Origin of the sequence: Micromonospora fiedleri (genome assembly GCF_016774385.1) — a bacterium.
Classification (GTDB): domain Bacteria; phylum Actinomycetota; class Actinomycetes; order Mycobacteriales; family Micromonosporaceae; genus Micromonospora; species Micromonospora gifhornensis.
In genome coordinates this window covers 139265-155023 of sequence record NZ_JAETXL010000008.1, presented here as the reverse complement: position 1 = coordinate 155023, position 15759 = coordinate 139265, and the positions used below count along the sequence as shown (strand labels likewise).

13 protein-coding genes are annotated in these 15759 nt (G+C 71.2%); 11 read left to right on the top strand and 2 right to left on the bottom strand.

Features of this window, described 5'->3' with window-relative positions; translation table 11 throughout:
* Nucleotides 1–89 precede the first annotated feature (89 nt).
* From JMF97_RS22555 to JMF97_RS22530, 6 genes are all read left to right on the top strand, one after another.
* Nucleotides 90–1736, top strand: coding sequence for an ABC transporter ATP-binding protein (locus tag JMF97_RS22555; protein ID WP_273543912.1), 1647 nt, complete (start codon nt 90–92; stop codon nt 1734–1736).
* A complete protein-coding gene (locus tag JMF97_RS22550; RefSeq protein WP_203223342.1) occupies nt 1733–3055 on the top strand; it encodes an ABC transporter permease in 1323 nt (440 codons plus the stop codon). The genes JMF97_RS22555 and JMF97_RS22550 overlap by 4 nt, the downstream gene beginning before the upstream one ends.
* A gap of 3 nt (nt 3056–3058) precedes the next feature.
* Nucleotides 3059–4339 (top strand): ABC transporter permease, encoded by a 1281-nt coding sequence (locus JMF97_RS22545; protein ID WP_203223341.1) that lies wholly within the window; start codon nt 3059–3061, stop codon nt 4337–4339.
* Between the two features lie 16 nt (nt 4340–4355).
* Nucleotides 4356–5057 (top strand): cytidine deaminase, encoded by a 702-nt coding sequence (locus JMF97_RS22540; RefSeq protein WP_203223340.1) that lies wholly within the window; start codon nt 4356–4358, stop codon nt 5055–5057.
* 240 nt (nt 5058–5297) lie between these two features.
* The gene (locus JMF97_RS22535; protein ID WP_203223470.1) at nt 5298–6578 is read left to right on the top strand and encodes a thymidine phosphorylase; all 1281 of its coding nucleotides are present in this window, start codon (nt 5298–5300) and stop codon (nt 6576–6578) included.
* 108 nt (nt 6579–6686) lie between these two features.
* Nucleotides 6687–7367, top strand: coding sequence for a DUF4272 domain-containing protein (locus JMF97_RS22530; protein WP_203223339.1), 681 nt, complete (start codon nt 6687–6689; stop codon nt 7365–7367).
* A 25-nt stretch (nt 7368–7392) separates the two neighbouring features.
* On the opposite strand, the gene JMF97_RS22525 is transcribed toward JMF97_RS22530, so the two are convergent.
* A complete protein-coding gene (locus JMF97_RS22525) occupies nt 7393–8379 on the bottom strand; it encodes a putative RNA methyltransferase (protein ID WP_203223338.1) in 987 nt (328 codons plus the stop codon).
* Between the two features lie 59 nt (nt 8380–8438).
* On the opposite strand from JMF97_RS22525, the gene JMF97_RS22520 reads away from it, so the two are divergent.
* Complete coding sequence (locus tag JMF97_RS22520; RefSeq protein WP_203223337.1) at nt 8439–9518, top strand: adenosine deaminase; 1080 nt, start codon at nt 8439–8441, stop codon at nt 9516–9518.
* 37 nt (nt 9519–9555) lie between these two features.
* On the opposite strand, the gene JMF97_RS22515 is transcribed toward JMF97_RS22520, so the two are convergent.
* Nucleotides 9556–10161 (bottom strand): uridine kinase family protein, encoded by a 606-nt coding sequence (locus JMF97_RS22515; protein WP_203223336.1) that lies wholly within the window; start codon nt 10159–10161, stop codon nt 9556–9558.
* Nucleotides 10162–10354: 193 nt separating this feature from the next.
* On the opposite strand from JMF97_RS22515, the gene JMF97_RS22510 reads away from it, so the two are divergent.
* The 4 genes from JMF97_RS22510 (at nt 10355) to JMF97_RS22495 (ending at nt 15287) form a co-directional block, all read left to right on the top strand.
* A complete protein-coding gene (locus tag JMF97_RS22510; protein ID WP_203223335.1) occupies nt 10355–13816 on the top strand; it encodes a sensor histidine kinase in 3462 nt (1153 codons plus the stop codon).
* A complete protein-coding gene (locus JMF97_RS22505; protein ID WP_013731521.1) occupies nt 13813–14217 on the top strand; it encodes a roadblock/LC7 domain-containing protein in 405 nt (134 codons plus the stop codon). Before JMF97_RS22510 ends, JMF97_RS22505 begins: the two co-directional genes overlap by 4 nt.
* Nucleotides 14218–14317: 100 nt before the next feature.
* Complete coding sequence (locus tag JMF97_RS22500) at nt 14318–14692, top strand: DUF742 domain-containing protein (RefSeq protein WP_013731522.1); 375 nt, start codon at nt 14318–14320, stop codon at nt 14690–14692.
* A 1-nt stretch (nt 14693) separates the two neighbouring features.
* Nucleotides 14694–15287, top strand: coding sequence for a GTP-binding protein (locus JMF97_RS22495; RefSeq protein WP_013731523.1), 594 nt, complete (start codon nt 14694–14696; stop codon nt 15285–15287).
* Nucleotides 15288–15759: the final 472 nt, after the last annotated feature.

Genomic DNA, 15759 nt, shown 5'->3' with positions numbered 1-15759 from the left:
CGGGCGGTCGGTACGCCCCACCATCATCCGACCGCCCCGCAGCGGGGAGTCCCGCTGCGGGGCGGTGGCGCACCCCGGCCGGGTCGGCGCTGTGCCCCGTTCGCCAGCGGCTACGCTGCACCATCGCTTCGCACTCCCAGGAGGTTGCGCTGAGACTCGAACTGCGCGGCATCACCAAGCGGTTCGGTGATCTGGTCGCCAACGACCACATCGACCTGACGGTGGAGCCTGGAGAGATTCACGCCCTGCTCGGTGAGAACGGCGCTGGCAAGTCGACCCTGATGAACGTGCTCTACGGGCTCTACCAGCCCGACGAGGGCGAGATCCTGGTCGACGGCGAGCCGCTGAAGTTGCGCGGGCCGTCCGACGCCATCGCGGCCGGCATCGGCATGGTGCACCAGCACTTCATGCTCGTACCGGTCTTCACCGTCACCGAGAACATCATGCTCGGTGCCGAGCAGGTGCGCGGCGGCATCGTCGGGTTCCTGGACCGGCGGCGGGCCCGCCGCGAGGTCGCCGAGGTGTCCGAGCGGTACAACCTGCGGGTCGACCCGGACGCGATGATCGAGGACCTGCCGGTCGGCGTCCAGCAGCGGGTGGAGATCGTCAAGGCCCTCACCCGGGACGTCGACCTGCTCATCCTGGACGAGCCGACGGCGGTGCTCACCCCGCAGGAGACCGAGGACCTGCTCGCGGTGATGCGGTCGCTCAAGGCCGCCGGCAAGTCGATCGTCTTCATCACCCACAAGCTCGGCGAGGTCAAGGCGATCGCCGACCGGATCACCGTGATCCGGCGCGGGAGGACCGTGGGCACCGCGTCCCCGGAGGCCAGCCGCGACGAACTGGCCGCGCTGATGGTCGGCCGTACCGTCCGGCTCACCGTGGACAAGACCCCCGCCACCCCCGGCGAGCCGGTCCTGGAGGTCGCGGGGCTGGTCGTCGACGACGACCGGCAGGTCCGCGCGGTGGACGGCGTCGACCTGACCGTACGCGCGGGCGAGGTGCTCGGCATCGCGGGCGTACAGGGCAACGGCCAGACCGAGCTGATCGAGGCGATCATGGGCCTGCGCCCGTTGCTCGCCGGCACGGTGACCCTCGACGGGCAGCGCGTCGACGGCTGGTCGACCAAGAAGGTGCTCCGCGCCGGCGTCGGCTACGTCCCGGAGGACCGCAGCGTGGACGGGCTGGTCAAGGAGTTCTCCGTGGCGGAGAACCTGGTGCTGGACATCTACGACCGGCCGCCGTTCGGCCGGGGCCTGTCGATCAAACCGGACGCGATCGCCAGGTCGGCGCGGGAACGCATCGAGCAGTTCGACGTACGCACCTCCTCGGCGCAGGCGCCGGTGGGCACCCTCTCCGGCGGTAACCAGCAGAAGGTGATCGTGGCCCGGGAGCTGTCCCGGCCGCTGAAGCTCTTCATCGCCGCCCAGCCCACCCGGGGTGTGGACGTCGGCTCGATCGAGTTCATCCACAGCCGGATCATCCGCGAGCGCGACGTCGGCACCGCCGTGCTGGTGGTCTCCAGCGAACTCGACGAGGTGATCGGGCTGGCCGACCGGATCGCGGTGATGTACCGCGGCCAGATCATCGGCATCGTCGGCCCGGACACCCCCCGCGAGGAGATCGGCCTGCTGATGGCCGGCATCACCCCCGATTCGACGGGCGACGCCCCGGCGACCACCGACGGCGTGGCGTCAGGTCCCGAGGGGCCCGGCAGCAAGGACGAGAAGGCATGACCGACAACCTTCAGCCGGGCTCCCCGGACAAGGAGCCGGCGAGCGAGGAGCAGGCCGCCCAGGTCACGCTCGGCAACACCGAGCAGGCCGAAGCCGCCACCACGCCGACCGCACCGGAGCAGCGCCCCACCCTGGGACGGCTGTTCCTGGAGAACCTGTGGGCCGCCAACACCTTCACGGTGACCCTGTTGTCGCTGGTGCTGGCGATGGTCGTCGGCGCCGTCCTGATGATCATCTCCGACCCGGACGTGCTGGCCACCTACGCCTACATCACGGCCCGCCCGTCGGACGCGATCAACGCCAGCTGGACGCTGGTCAGTGAGGCGTACGCGAACCTGTTCAAGGGCTCGGTCTTCGACCCGGGCGCGAAAACCCTCACCGCCGCGCTGAACCCGATCTCGGAGACGCTCACGTACACCGCGCCGCTGGTCTTCACCGGCCTGTCGGTGGCGCTGGCCTTCCGGGGCGGTCTGTTCAACATCGGCGCCCAGGGGCAGGCCATCATGGGCGTCATCCTGGCGGCGCTGGCCGGTTTCCTGCTGCCGCTGCCCCCCGTGGTGCACCTGCTGGTCGCGGTGCTGGCCGGTGCCATCGGTGGCGCCGTCTGGGGCTTCATCCCGGGCATCCTCAAGGCGCGCACCGGTGCCCACGAGGTGATCAACACGATCATGCTCAACTACATCGCGGTCTACTTCCTGACCTGGCTGATCGTGCAGCGGGGCGTGCAGGACCCGAACCGCACCGACGCGATCAGCCGGCCGGTCGACGCCTCGGCCCAGCTGCCGCGCCTGTTCGACGACCCGCTGCGGGCGCACGGCGGCATCCTCCTCGCCGTACTGGCCACCTGGGCGGTCGCCTGGCTGCTCAACCGCTCCACCCTCGGGTTCGAGCTGCGGGCGGTGGGCGCCAACCCGGACGCGGCCCGTACCGCGGGCATCAGTGTCACCCGGACATACGTCCTGGTCATGGTCTTCGCCGGGGCCCTCGCAGGGCTCGGCGGCTCGCAGATGGTGCTCGGCACCACGGCCGCCGCGCTGACCCCGCTGGTGATCGCGCAGATCGGCTTCGACGGCATCCTGGTCGCCCTGCTCGGGCGGGTGAAACCGTGGGGTGTCGCCCTGGCCGCGCTGCTGTTCGGCGCGTTGCAGGCCGGCGGCAACCGGATGCAGTCGTACTCGGGCATCTCGCTGGAACTGGTCACCGTGCTGCAGGCGCTGATCGTCATCTTCATCGCCGCACCGGCCCTGGTGAAGGCGATCTTCCAGCTCCGGGCCGCGCGGGCCGCCCGGTTGCAGACGAGCCTCGCGAAGGGCTGGTGAGGCATGTCCACCATGGCTGTTCCCGACGTCGCCGTCGCCTCGGTCGACGAGGGCTACTGGACCCGTACCCGCAAGGTGGGCCTGGTGCTGCTGGCGCTCGGCCTGCTGGCCACGGTGCTGTTCGGCGCGCTCGCCACCGGCGAGCAGGCCCGCTTCACGCTCAGCGAGGACGCCGCCGGGGCCGCGCTGGAGATCCACGGCACGGTCGGGGCCGTTCTCTTCGGGCTGATCACGCTCGCCGCGGGTGCGGCGATGCTGGCCCGGCTGCCGAAGCGCTGGTTCATCCCGGTGCTCGCGGTGGGCCTGGTCGCGTTCGTGCTGTCGTTCCTGTGCTGGCAGGTCTCCGCCGCACCGACCGGGCAGAACTTCATGCCGCTCGTCAACATCGTGCGCGGCACCTTCCTGCTCGCCCTGCCGTTGATCTTCGGGTCGCTGGCCGGTGTGCTCTGCGAACGCTCCGGCGTGGTCAACGTGGCCATCGAGGGGCAGTTGCTGATGGGCGCGTTCAGCGGCGCGCTGTTCGGCAGCATCAGCGGCAGCGTCTGGGTGGGTCTGGTCGCCGCCGCGATCGGCGGCTCGTTCATCTCGCTGCTGCTGGCCGTGTTCTCCATCAAGTACCTGGTCGACCAGGTGGTCATGGGCATCGTGCTGAACCTGCTGGCGCTCGGCATCACCGGCTTCCTCTACGAGCGGCTGATGCAGACCGACGCGGCCCGCTACAACAGCGCCCCCCGGTTCAGCGACTGGGAGATCCCGCTGCTGTCGGACATCCCGGTGCTGGGCCCGGCGTTGTTCCGGGGCAACATCTTCCTCTACCTCGCCCTGGTGCTGGTGCTCGTGATCCACATCGCGCTGTTCCGGACCCGGTGGGGGCTGCGGACCCGGTCCGTCGGCGAGCACCCGACGGCGGCGGACACCCTCGGCGTGAAGGTGCTCGGGCTGCGCTACCGCAACGTGATCATGGCGGGCGCGATCGCCGGTATCGGTGGTGCCTCGTACACGCTGGCGCTCTTCTCGTTCACCAAGAACATGATCGGCGGTAAGGGCTTCATCGCGCTGGCCGCGCTGATCTTCGGGCGCTGGAGCCCCACCGGGGCACTGCTCGCCGCGCTCTTCTTCGGCTTCGCCGACCAGTTGGCCACCTACCTGGGCGCGATCAACAGTGTGATCCCCGGCCAGTTCCTGGCCATGCTGCCGTACCTGGCGACGATCCTTGCCGTGGCCGGGCTGGTCGGCCGGGTGCGGGCACCGGCCGCCGATGGTAAGCCGTACATCAAGGGCTGAGCCAGGGGAGCAGACCATGGAGATCGACTGGGGGCGGCTGCGGGCCGCGGCCACCGAGGTGATGCGGCACGCGTACGTGCCGTACTCGAAGTTCCCGGTGGGGGCGGCGGCGCTTGTCGACGACGGCCGGGTGGTGGTCGGCTGCAACGTCGAGAACGCCGCGTACGGTGTCGTGCTCTGTGCCGAGTGCGGTGTGGTCTCCTCGCTGCACGCCACCGGCGGCGGTCGGATCGTCGCGCTGTCCTGCGTCGACGCCACCGGTGAGCCGCTGATGCCGTGCGGGCGTTGCCGGCAGCTGCTCTGGGAGCAGGGCGGCCCGGAATGTCTGATCGAGGCCAAGGGCGGGCCGCTGCGGATGGCCGAACTGCTGCCGCACGCCTTCGACGTCGCCGACCTCGAAGCGGTGACCGGCGAGGATCCGGTGCCGGTCGTACCCGCCCGGCTGGCCGCCTGGCGTGGCCGGGGATCGGTCTTCGTGCACCCGGACCTCTCCGCCGGGCAGCAGGTCTGGACGGCGTACTGGGAGCGGTCGTCCGGCGACGACGCGGACGCCGAGACCGGGGTGCTGGAGGAGGGGCCGAGCTGGGACGATTCGGCTGAGGCGATCAGCTGGGGCCTGGCGCGGACGCCTCGGGTCGTGGTGGTGGACGCGTCCGGCACCATCTTCTGGGCTGGTGAGGGTGAGCCGCCGGTGGAGATTCCGGTTCGCTGGGGTTGAGCTTGCGGTCGGTTGCGCTGGGGCCGGGGTTGCGGTGGGGGCCGGGGCCTGCCGTGCCCGGCTCCGGGCGGTCAGGCTTGATCCCTCCGCCGGGCACGGCAGGCCCCGGCCCGTGCGCGGTACGGTCCGTGCGTCGGTGCCGGTCCGAAGCTGGAAGATCGATGTCGTGCTCGCTGCCGATGGGTGTGGCTGCCGATGGTGTGTGGCTGCTGGCGGGGTGAATAGGGATTGGACTCAATGGTGAGTGGTTTTGCGGCGGTTGATGTTATTCGGGTGAAGCGGGACGGGGGGGTGCTCTCCGACTCGCAGATCGACTGGGTGGTGGATGCGTACACCCGGGGGGCGGTGGCCGACGAGCAGATGTCGGCGCTGGCCATGGCGATCCTGCTCAACGGGATGACGGCGCCGGAGATCGCCCGGTGGACGGCCGCGATGATCGCCAGCGGTGAGCGGCTGGACCTGTCGTCGGTGGCGCGGCCGACCGTCGACAAGCACTCGACCGGCGGGGTCGGCGACAAGATCACTCTGCCGTTGACGCCGCTGGTGGCGGCGTGCGGCGCGGCGGTGCCGCAGCTGTCCGGGCGCGGGCTCGGGCACACCGGCGGCACGCTGGACAAGCTGGAGTCCATCCCCGGGTGGCGGGCCGCGCTGAGCAACCAGGAGTTCATCGCACAGCTGCGCGACATCGGCGCGGTGATCTGCGCCGCCGGGTCCGGACTGGCCCCGGCCGACCGCAAGCTGTACGCGCTGCGCGACGTCACCGGCACCGTCGAGGCGATTCCGCTGATCGCCAGTTCGATCATGAGCAAGAAGATCGCCGAGGGGACCGGCGCGCTGGTGCTCGACGTGAAGGTCGGCTCCGGCGCGTTCATGAAGTCCGTCGACGACGCCCGGCAGCTGGCCCGGACCATGGTGGAGCTGGGTGGCGCGCACGGCGTGAAGACCGTGGCCCTGCTCACCGACATGTCCACCCCGCTCGGCCTGACCATCGGCAACGGCGTCGAGGTGACCGAGTCCGTCGAGGTGCTCGCCGGTGGGGGCCCCGCCGACGTGGTGGAGCTGACCCTGGCACTGGCCCGGGAGATGCTCGACGCGGCCGGGCTGACCGACGCCGACCCGGCTGCCGCGCTGCGCGACGGGCGGGCGATGGACGTGTGGCGGTCGATGATCCGGGCACAGGGCGGTGACCCGGACGCACCGATGCCGCAGGCGCCCGAGGTCGAGGTGGTGCGGGCGGAGGCCGCCGGCTACGTGGCGGGAATCGACGCGTACGCCATGGGGGTTGCCGCCTGGCGGCTCGGCGCGGGTCGGGCCCGCAAGGAGGACCCGGTCAGCGTCCCTGCGGGTGTGGTGCTGCACAAACGTCCCGGTGATCCGGTGCGGGCGGGCGAGCCCCTGTACGAGCTGCGGGCCGAGCGGGCCGAGACGATCCCGGCGGCGTTGGCGGAGGCGGCGTCGGCGGTGACCATCGAGGCGCGGCCACCGGCGGCGACGCCTTTGGTGATCGAACGCGTCGAGTGAATCAACCGGGTCCGTCGGCCCCATGGTGCCCGACCATTCGGGCGGCTATGGTCGCAGGCCAGGGGGGAACATCGGCGTGAGACGCCGTGAGCAGACAGGGATGTTGCTGTGATCGTTCCTGCCCCGGACCCCCGGGAAGTGCGTGAGGCGAGCCTGGAGGAGCTGGCCCGGTTGCGGCTACCGCTGCCACCTCCGCAGTTTCCGCTGGTCTGGGAGCCGGGCGACCGGATCGAGTTGCGTCCCACCGCGGAGATCGAGGCGCGGATCGCGGTGCTGCACCTGATTTTGGCCCGTTGCTTCGGCATGCCCCCGCAGGCGGCGATGAGCTGGCTGCTCGCCTCGCACCTGGTGGAGATGGTCACCCCGCCGGAGTTCCAGTTCGTCACCGGCGCCAAGGGCGATCACCGCTCGTTCGTCCTGCACCACGACGCGTTGTTCTCGCTGGCCTGGGTGCTCGGCCTGACCAAGCAGCTCGACCCCACCATGGCCGTGGACGAGCGGCTGGTGGAGCGGCTGCCGAACATCGCCGAGGGGGAGACCTTCCCGCAGTGGCGTTCCCGCATCCTGGCCGCCCCGCAGCACCCGGCGGACGCGGCGGCCCTGCTCGACCTGCACTACTGCCTGGACTGGTCGTACCTGGAGGTGGACCGCTCCGGTGGACGGCTGCCCGGCCTGGTGGACGCCAACGCGATCGGCCAGCGGCGGTGGGCCCTGGAGTGGGCGGTGATCCTGCGCGGGCCGTACCACGACGAGCCGCCGGGCTGGGAAGAGGTCGACCTCTCCACCTAGTAGTGGAGTGCACCCCGAGTCGGACCTAGCGGGGCCGGTACACCCCGAGTCGAACCGCCACGGTCACCCGGACCGGCTCGCCGAGGGCGGTGATCCGGGCGGCCAACCCCGCGGGATCGGTGTGCCAGGCGCTCGGACCCATGCCGACCAGCGTGGTCACCTCCGGGCCGGACAACGTCAACTCCTGCCGGTGCAGGGTGGTCGACTCCTCGGTGAAGTGCTCGCCGAGGCTGGTCGCCACCCGGTCCGCCTTGGCCGGGTCGACCCGCAGCAGACCGAGCGCGTCGACCAGTTCGGTGAGGTGGTCGGCGGCCGGGGTCACCACCAGCAGCCGCCCGGACGGGGCGAGGACCCGGTGGAACTCCTTTCCGTTGCGGGGCGCGAAGACATTGAGCAGCAGCGCCGCCGAGGCGTCCGCCAGCGGCAGCCGCTGCCAGGTGTCGGCCAGCGCCGCGGTGACGCGCGGGTGCACCCGCGCGGCCCGACGCACCGCGGGCTTGGCGATGTCCAGCGCCAGGCCGACCGCCGCAGGCACCGCCGCCAGCACCGCCGCAAGATGCCGGCCGGTGCCGGCACCGGCCTCCACCACCAGCGGGTACGCCTCAGCCACCGCACCGTCGACGGCCGGGACACTGAGGTCCGCCCCCTTTGCTCTGCTTACCTCCACGCAACGCTTCCGCCCGCTTTCCGTTGCGTCGGTTGAAGCAGAGCAAAGGGCGTGCGGGGTGGTCAGGTGGTGCGCGGCGGCCTCCGCGAGGGCGGTGGAGATGGTGTCGTAGTGGCCCGCCTCCAGGAACTGCGCCCGGGCGGCGACCATCTCCGCGGTGTCGCCGCCGTGCGGGGAACGACCGGTGAGCAGGTTGACGTAGCCCTGCCGGGCGATGTCGAAGCTGTGCCGGCGGGGGCAGCGCAGCGCGTCGGCGGTGCCGGCGGTGGCGGTGGTCAGCCCTTCGCCGCAGACCGGGCAACGCAGACGGTCGACGACCCGGGGGTCCGGTCCAGGTGCGGTCACCAGGCCATTGTCCCCGGCGTCGGGTGGGGACGGACGGCGGCGGGGACTAGGGTCAGACCATGGCGACGACCCTGCGCTACGAGGACATTGTCAAGGCACCGAAGGCGCTGCTGCACGACCACCTGGACGGCGGCCTGCGACCTGCGACGATCATCGAGTTGGCCGCCGAGGTCGGGCATCCGCTGCCCACCACCGACCCGCAGGAGTTGGCGCGCTGGTTCGTGGCGGCGGCCGACTCCGGGTCGCTGGAGCGTTACCTGGAGACCTTCGCGCACACCGTCGCCGTCATGCAGACCGCCTCGTCGCTGCGTCGGGTCGCCCGGGAGTGTGCGCTGGACCTGGCCGCCGACGGGGTGGTCTACGCCGAGGTGCGGTTCGCCCCGGAGCAGCACCTGGAACGGGATCTGAGCCTGGACGAGGTGGTCGAGGCGGTGCTGGCCGGATTCGTCGAGGGCAGCGCCCTGGCCGCCGAGGCCGGTACGCCGATCCGGGTCGGCACACTGCTCACCGCGATGCGGCACGCGGCCCGGTCGCAGGAGATCGCCGAGTTGGCCGTACGGCACCGCGACCACGGTGTGGTGGGTTTCGACATCGCCGGTGCGGAGGCGGGCTTCCCGCCCACCCGGCACCTGGACGCCTTCGAGTACCTCCAGCGGGAGAACTTCCACTTCACCATCCACGCCGGTGAGGCCTTCGGGCTGCCGTCGATCTGGCAGGCCATCCAGTGGTGCGGGGCGGACCGCCTCGGTCACGGCGTACGCATCGTCGACGACATCACGCCCGGTCGGGAGCCGGTGCTCGGTCGGCTGGCCGCGTACGTGCGGGACAAGCGGATCCCGCTGGAGTTGTGCCCGTCGTCCAACGTGCAGACCGGCGCCGCCCCCTCGATCGCCGAGCACCCCATCGGGCTGCTGCGTGACCTGCGGTTCCGGGTCACCGTCAACACCGACAACCGGCTGATGAGCGGCACCTCGGTCTCCCGGGAGATGGCCCTGCTCTGCGACGCCTTCGGCTACGGCTGGCGCGAGGTGCAGTGGTTCACCATCAACGCGATGAAGAGCGCGTTCATCCCCTTCGACGAGCGGCTGCGGATCATCGACGAGGTGATCAAGCCGGCGTACGCGAAGCTGCTCGCGTGACGGCCGGGGCGGGCGGGGCGGGCGGGGCGGGCGGGGCTCACCGCGCGGGCGGATGACCGGCGAGCAGGTGGGCCACCCGACGCAGCACCTCCCGACCGCGGGCGGCCTCCGCGCCGAGTCCGGTCTGCCGGCGCAGCACCGCCGGCTCGGCGCGGAGCAGCGCCACGCCGCGACTCAACAGCACCCGGGGGCCCTTGCGCTGCTCGGCGAGATCCCGGCTCAACCGCCGGAGGAAGGTCGCGCTCCGGGGCCGCCGCAGGGCGTACGCCCCGGCGAGCAGATCGCGTCGGCGGCATTCCTCGACGATCTCCGCAGCGAAAATCCCTTCGGCTACGAAAAGTGGCGCATCGGCCAGATCAAATCGTCGGGTGGCCACCCGACGATCCTCATTTATGGCATAGACGGGTACGTCTGCCTTGCCGTCCCGGACGAGTTGCGCAATGACCCCGACAGCGTTGTCCGCGTCCCAGGAAGCGGGTGACTCCCAGTCGATCTGCCCGTTCCGTCGAGGTAACGTAGGGTCATCGCCGTCCTTGTAGAAGTCGTCCAAGCAGAGGACCGGAAGTCCGGTTCGTCGCGCTATGTACGACTTTCCGGAGCCAGAAGGGCCAGCAAGTAGGATGACTCGGCGCTGGGTGATCATTACTCTGAGTAACTCCGGACAGACGGACTGCGATCAAATTGCATCAACATCTCATCACACCGCCAGCTGGGGCCAACCTGGGCTTTCTCTTTGCCGACGAGCGTGATGGAATCTCGGATGGTCCGACCCGCCGGGTCGGCCGCTGGGCGTTGCCCGGGAGCAACGCCGACGCAGCAATCACGAGGGCGGTGACGTGAGCAAACGGCCGAAGACGGCAGGCTCCTTCCTGTCGCGCCTGCGCCGGCCTTTCGGTCGGCTCCGCGACATGCCGATCTGGTCAAAGCTCGGTCTCATCATGATCGTGCCGACCATCGCCACGGTCGTCGTGGGCACCAGCGGCCTGTTCGACCACCTGGACTCGCTCAACGACGCCAACCGGGCCGGTGACCTCGCCGAGCTCATCGGCTACTCCGGCGAACTGGTGGACGGCCTGCAGGACGAGCGGACCGCGGCGGTGCTGCTCCTGGGGGTGCCGCCTCAGCAGGCGGGGCAGCCCGAGCCGGAGGCGAAGAAGAAGTACTCCGCCCTCTACAACGAGGTTGCGAAGCGGGTCGACGACGACAAGGGCCCCTATTCGCAGCAGCGCTCCGAGTTGACCGACCTGCCCGTCAGCCTCGCCGGGTTGCTCGACCAGATCGACGGGCGGCTGGCCGACCTGCCCGGTACCCGCAGCCAGGTGTTCAACGGCAAGTTCAAGATCACTGACGCGCTCCAGTCCTACGACGAGCTGATCAACCAGCTGCTCACCATCCGCGACTCGGCCAGCCAGCTCGCCGGCGACAACGAGCTCAGCGACCGGATGCGGGCGGCCGCCGCCGTGGCCCGGGAGAAGGAGTGGCTCTCCGTACGCCGGGTGGTGGTGCACCGGGCCCTCCAGCGCGGCATGAGCTCCGCCCTGCGCACCGACTACATCGCCAGCGAGACCGGTCAGCAGCAGGCGCAGCAGAGCTTCACCTCCGTCGCCACCGAGGAGGAGGCGGAGTTCCACGCCCAGACCATCGGCGGTGGTGACCGCCGGCAGGCGACCATCTACATCAGCCAGGTCAACGCCGACACCTCGGCGGACCTCTCCGGTGTCTCCTTCAACGCCGACCAGTGGGACGCGGCGCTGGTCGCCAACGGCAAGCTGATCCGTACGGTCGAGGCGAAGTTCGACGCCGACGTGCAGGACCAGGCCGCCGAACTCCGCTCCGACGTGCAGCGTCAGGTGTTCCTGGAGACCGGCCTGCTGCTGACCATGCTGCTGCTTGCCGTCATCCTGGCGTACCTGGTGGCCCGCTCGATGGCTCGCTCCCTGCGCGAGCTGCGCCAGGGCGCGCTCTCCATCGCCCAGTACGGGCTGCCCCAGGCGGTCGCCCGGCTGCGCGACCCGCAGGTCACCGGGCAGCTCTCCCCGGTGCAGCTGGCCAACCAGATCGCCGAGCCACTGCCAGTACGCAGCCGCGACGAGTTCGGTCAGGTGACCGAGGCGTTCAACGCGGTCCACCTGGAGGCCGTCCGTACCGCCGCCGAACAGGCCGCCCTGCGGGCCTCGGTCGCCACCATGTTCGTCAACCTGGCCCGCCGGTCCCAGATCCTGGTCGACCGGCTGATCGGGCACCTTGACCGGCTGGAGCGCGGCGAGGAGGACCCGGACCGGCTGGCCGAGCTGTTCCAGCTGGACCACCTCGCCACCCGGATGCGCCGCAACGACGAGAACCTGCTGGTCCTCGCCGGTGCCGACTCGACCCGGGTGCAGCGCGAGCCGGCCGCACTCATCGACGTGTTGCGGGCCGCGCAGTCCGAGGTCGAGCACTACACCCGGATCGAGTTCGGGGTGATCGACCGGGACATCGAGGTCGCCGCGCACGCGGTCAACGACCTGGTCCACCTGGTCGCCGAGCTGTTCGACAACGCCACCGCGTTCTCGCCGCCGGACTCGCAGGTGCTGGTCGAGGCCCGCCGGGTCGGTGACCGCGCCTCGCTGTACGTGGAGGACCGGGGCATCGGGATCAGCCCCGAGCAGCTGACCGACCTGAACGAGCGGCTGGCCACGCCGCCGCAGGTGGACGTGGCCGTTTCCCGGATGATGGGCCTGGTCGTGGTCGCCCGGCTGGCGTCCCGGCACGCGGTCAAGGTCGAGCTGCGCCCCGGCACCGATCGGGGCACGGTGGCCGATGTCACGCTGCCGCCGACCGTGCTGGTGCCCCGGGCGCTCTCCGGTCGGGGTCCGCATCCCGCAGCCCTGCCCGCCCCGGCCGCACCGCCGCCCGGGCCGAGTCCGGCCTTCGGCGCCCTGCCCGCCCTCGGCAACGGTCCGAGTGCGCCGACCGCGCCCTCGGTACCGGCGCAACGATCCGGCGGCTCGGGTAACCAGGTGACCCTCGGCGGTCGGCCCTTCGAGCCGGCCAACCGCAACGGTTCGGGCACCCCGGCAGGTGCGGGCAACCTGCCCGCCTGGTCGGACCTGACCGGCGCGAGCGGCGTCACCGGCGGCAACAACAGCTTCACCCCGCGCCCCCCGGGTGGCCAGTCGACCGATCCACTGCCGCAGCGGCGGGTCACCGACGAGCAGACCGGTGGCCAGCCGTCCATTCCCCGTCAGCTGTCGAGCAGCCCCGAGGTCGCGCCGTACGCGCCGCCCGCGGTGTCGGCACCACCGATTCCGCCGGTCTCGTCGCCGCCGGTCTCGTCGCCGCCGGTCTCGGGCACCCCGTACTCGGCCCCGCCGGTCTCCGCCGCCCCGGTCTCCGGGCAGCCGGTCTCGGCCGCGCCGATCTCGACGCCGCCGGGCAGCCCGCTGCCGCAGCGGCCGGTCTCCGCGGGACCGGCCGGCCCCGCGACCCCGGCACCCCCCGCCTGGCCCCCGGTCGCCGCGGAGCAGGCGGCTCCGGCGGTGCCCGAGCGGCTGGCCGCCGCGCTGGACATGACCACCGAGCTGCCTCGGGTGCCACGTCCGGCCGCACAGCCGACCAGGCCGGCTCAGCCGACCGTGCCCACGCCGCCGCAGGCGCAGAACCGGCAGCGGTACGCGGATGAGACGATGGAGCTGCCGATCTTCCGGGAGCTCGAGTCGGCGTGGTTCCGTACCCGCCGTCCCGGCCCGGAGGAGTCCGCAGGTGCCCGCCAACCGGCGGCGAACGGGGCACCTGCCCAGCAGTTCTCCGCGGTCGACCCGGTCGGTCGGCCCAGTACGCAGAACCAGACCGGAACGACAGGTAACGCACCGATGGCAGAGACTCCGACAGCCGCAGGCGGGAACGGCGCTGCGGCGAACGGCGGCCCTCGCCCGGGCAGCGCCGAGAGCCGGCCCACCTACCGTCCGCCGTCGCCGGAGAGTGTGTGGCAGACTGCGGCCGACGACGGCTGGCGGGCGGCCTCCGCCGCCAGTCAGGCGCCGCCCGCCGGCACCACCCAGACCGGGCTGCCCAAGCGCACGCCGATGGCGCAACTCGTTCCGGGCGCGGTGGAGAAGCCCACCAACTCGGTGCAGCGACGTAACCCCGAGTCGGTGCGCGGACTGCTTTCCGCCTACCACCGGGGTGTCCAGCGGGGGCGCAGCCACCCGTCGGACGGCAACCCGACCGGCCCGGAGGGGACTCCGGGCGGGCAGCAATCCTCGCAGTCTGGCTCAGGCCCGGTGGCCGGGAGCAGGCAGAAGGAGCAAGAAGGATGACTAGTACGCAGGACCTCGGTTGGCTGCTGGCCAACTTCGCCGATCGGGTACCCGGTGTCGCGCACGCGGTCGCCGTCTCCGCGGACGGTCTGCTCCTGGCGTCGTCACGAGACCTTCCGCGGGACCGGGCGGACCAGCTGGCGGCGATCGCCTCCGGCCTGGTCAGCCTGACCCAGGGTGCGGCCCGGTGTTTCGAGGGCGGTGCCGTGTTGCAGACCGTTGTCGAGATGGACAATGGCTTCCTGTTCCTGATGTCGATCTCCGACGGTTCGTCGTTCGCGGTGCTCGCCGCACGCAGCTGCGACGTGGGACAGGTGGGCTACGAGATGGCCCTGCTCGTAGACCGGGTGGGTGACGCCCTGACCCCGCAGCCACGTACGGCTGTGGGGATGATGGGCTGATCGTCGCGCCAGCCGGTGGGGCGGGCGGGGCGACAACACTGCATACGACGGGTAGCACCGGTGGGTTCCGGTGCCGGGTACGAAGGAGGTGAGCGGCGACATGGATCGTGACGAGCCGACCGGTGCGTTGGTCCGTCCATACGCCGTTACCCGCGGTCGTACCCGACCCCGCCTCGACATCGCCTTGGAGGCGTTGGTCGAGACGACGGTGCGCGGTCGTGCCGTTGCCACTGGCAACGGCGGTCAAGGCCGTGAACACCAGTACATCGCCGCGCTGTGTGACGGACGCGTGCAGTCGCTCGCCGAGATCGCGGCGCGGATGCAGCTTCCGCTCGGCGTGGCCCGGGTGCTCATCGCCGACATGGCGACGGACGGCCTGGTCGCGGTCCACGAGCCGACCATCCTGGACGACTCGGACGACGCGGTGGGCACTGAACTGCTGGAGAGGGTGCTGAGTGGACTTCGCAGGCTCTGACATGTCGCACCGGCCGCCGGCCCCGAGCGGGCGCGTGACGTCGGCGAAGATCGTGATCGCCGGCGGATTCGGCGTCGGCAAGACGACGCTCGTCGGCTCGGTCTCGGAGATCACGCCGCTGACCACCGAGGCCATCATGACTTCCGCCGGGGTGGGCGTCGACGACACCCGGCAGGTGCCGGGAAAGACGACCACCACGGTCGCCATGGACTTCGGCCGCATCTCGATCGACCGCGACCTGATCCTGTACCTGTTCGGTACGCCGGGTCAGACCCGCTTCTGGTTCATGTGGGATGAACTGGTCCGGGGTGCGATCGGCGCGGTCGTGCTGGTGGACACCCGCCGGCTGGCCGACTGTTTCGCGGCGATCGACTTCTTCGAGCACCGGCGGCTGCCGTACCTGGTGGCCATCAACTGCTTCGACGGCATGCAGTACCACGACCCGCAGGACGTCCGGGAGGCGCTCGCGATCTCCAACGACGTGCCGGTGGTGGCCTGCGACGCCCGGAACCGGGAGTCGACGAAGCACGTGCTGATCTCGCTGGTCGAGTATGTGCTCACCATGCGTCGCTCGCGGGCTGTCGCCCCGGCCTGAGCGCCGCCGCAGCGCCCGGTGACGGTCTGACGTCGACACCGGGCGCTGGTTGCTGTCCGCGTGCCGGATCGCGCAGGCGTCCGAGCCCTTCGCCGAGTGCGCGTGTGGCGGCTCGGGGAGTCCCTACGCGACCCCGAGGCGGCGTCCACACCGGATAGAGCGGCTACGGCCGTCTGGTGGCGTGCCTGACGCCTTCGGTGAGTCCGGTCAGGATGTACCGTGTGGACGCCGCAAGGCGTCGACACGGCAGCACCTCATCGGGTGGTGCACCGAAAGCGACAGGCCGACCCGAGGGGTTTCAGGAGCGGTAGCCGGCGGAGCGGTACTCGTACTCCCGGTCGTCGTCACGGTCACCGGTGTCCCGGCTGAAGTCCCAGCCGCCGGCCGCCTCCCGGCCCGGGCGGCCACCGACGGCGAACCCGCCGATCTCCTGGCCGCGACGCCAGCCGCGGAAGTAGCCGGTGGTGTTCTC

Excerpts from the sequence above, each read along its gene's own strand:
- JMF97_RS22550 (WP_203223342.1), top strand. The coding sequence starts at position 1,733 with ATGACCGACAACCTTCAGCCGGGCTCCCCGGACAAGGAGCCGGCGAGC.
- JMF97_RS22545 (WP_203223341.1), top strand. The coding sequence starts at position 3,059 with ATGTCCACCATGGCTGTTCCCGACGTCGCCGTCGCCTCGGTCGACGAG.
- JMF97_RS22540 (WP_203223340.1), top strand. The coding sequence starts at position 4,356 with ATGGAGATCGACTGGGGGCGGCTGCGGGCCGCGGCCACCGAGGTGATG.
- JMF97_RS22520 (WP_203223337.1), top strand. The coding sequence starts at position 8,439 with ATGGCGACGACCCTGCGCTACGAGGACATTGTCAAGGCACCGAAGGCG.
- JMF97_RS22515 (WP_203223336.1), bottom strand. The coding sequence starts at position 10,161 with ATGATCACCCAGCGCCGAGTCATCCTACTTGCTGGCCCTTCTGGCTCC.
- JMF97_RS22505 (WP_013731521.1), top strand. The coding sequence starts at position 13,813 with ATGACTAGTACGCAGGACCTCGGTTGGCTGCTGGCCAACTTCGCCGAT.
- JMF97_RS22500 (WP_013731522.1), top strand. The coding sequence starts at position 14,318 with ATGGATCGTGACGAGCCGACCGGTGCGTTGGTCCGTCCATACGCCGTT.
- JMF97_RS22495 (WP_013731523.1), top strand. The coding sequence starts at position 14,694 with ATGTCGCACCGGCCGCCGGCCCCGAGCGGGCGCGTGACGTCGGCGAAG.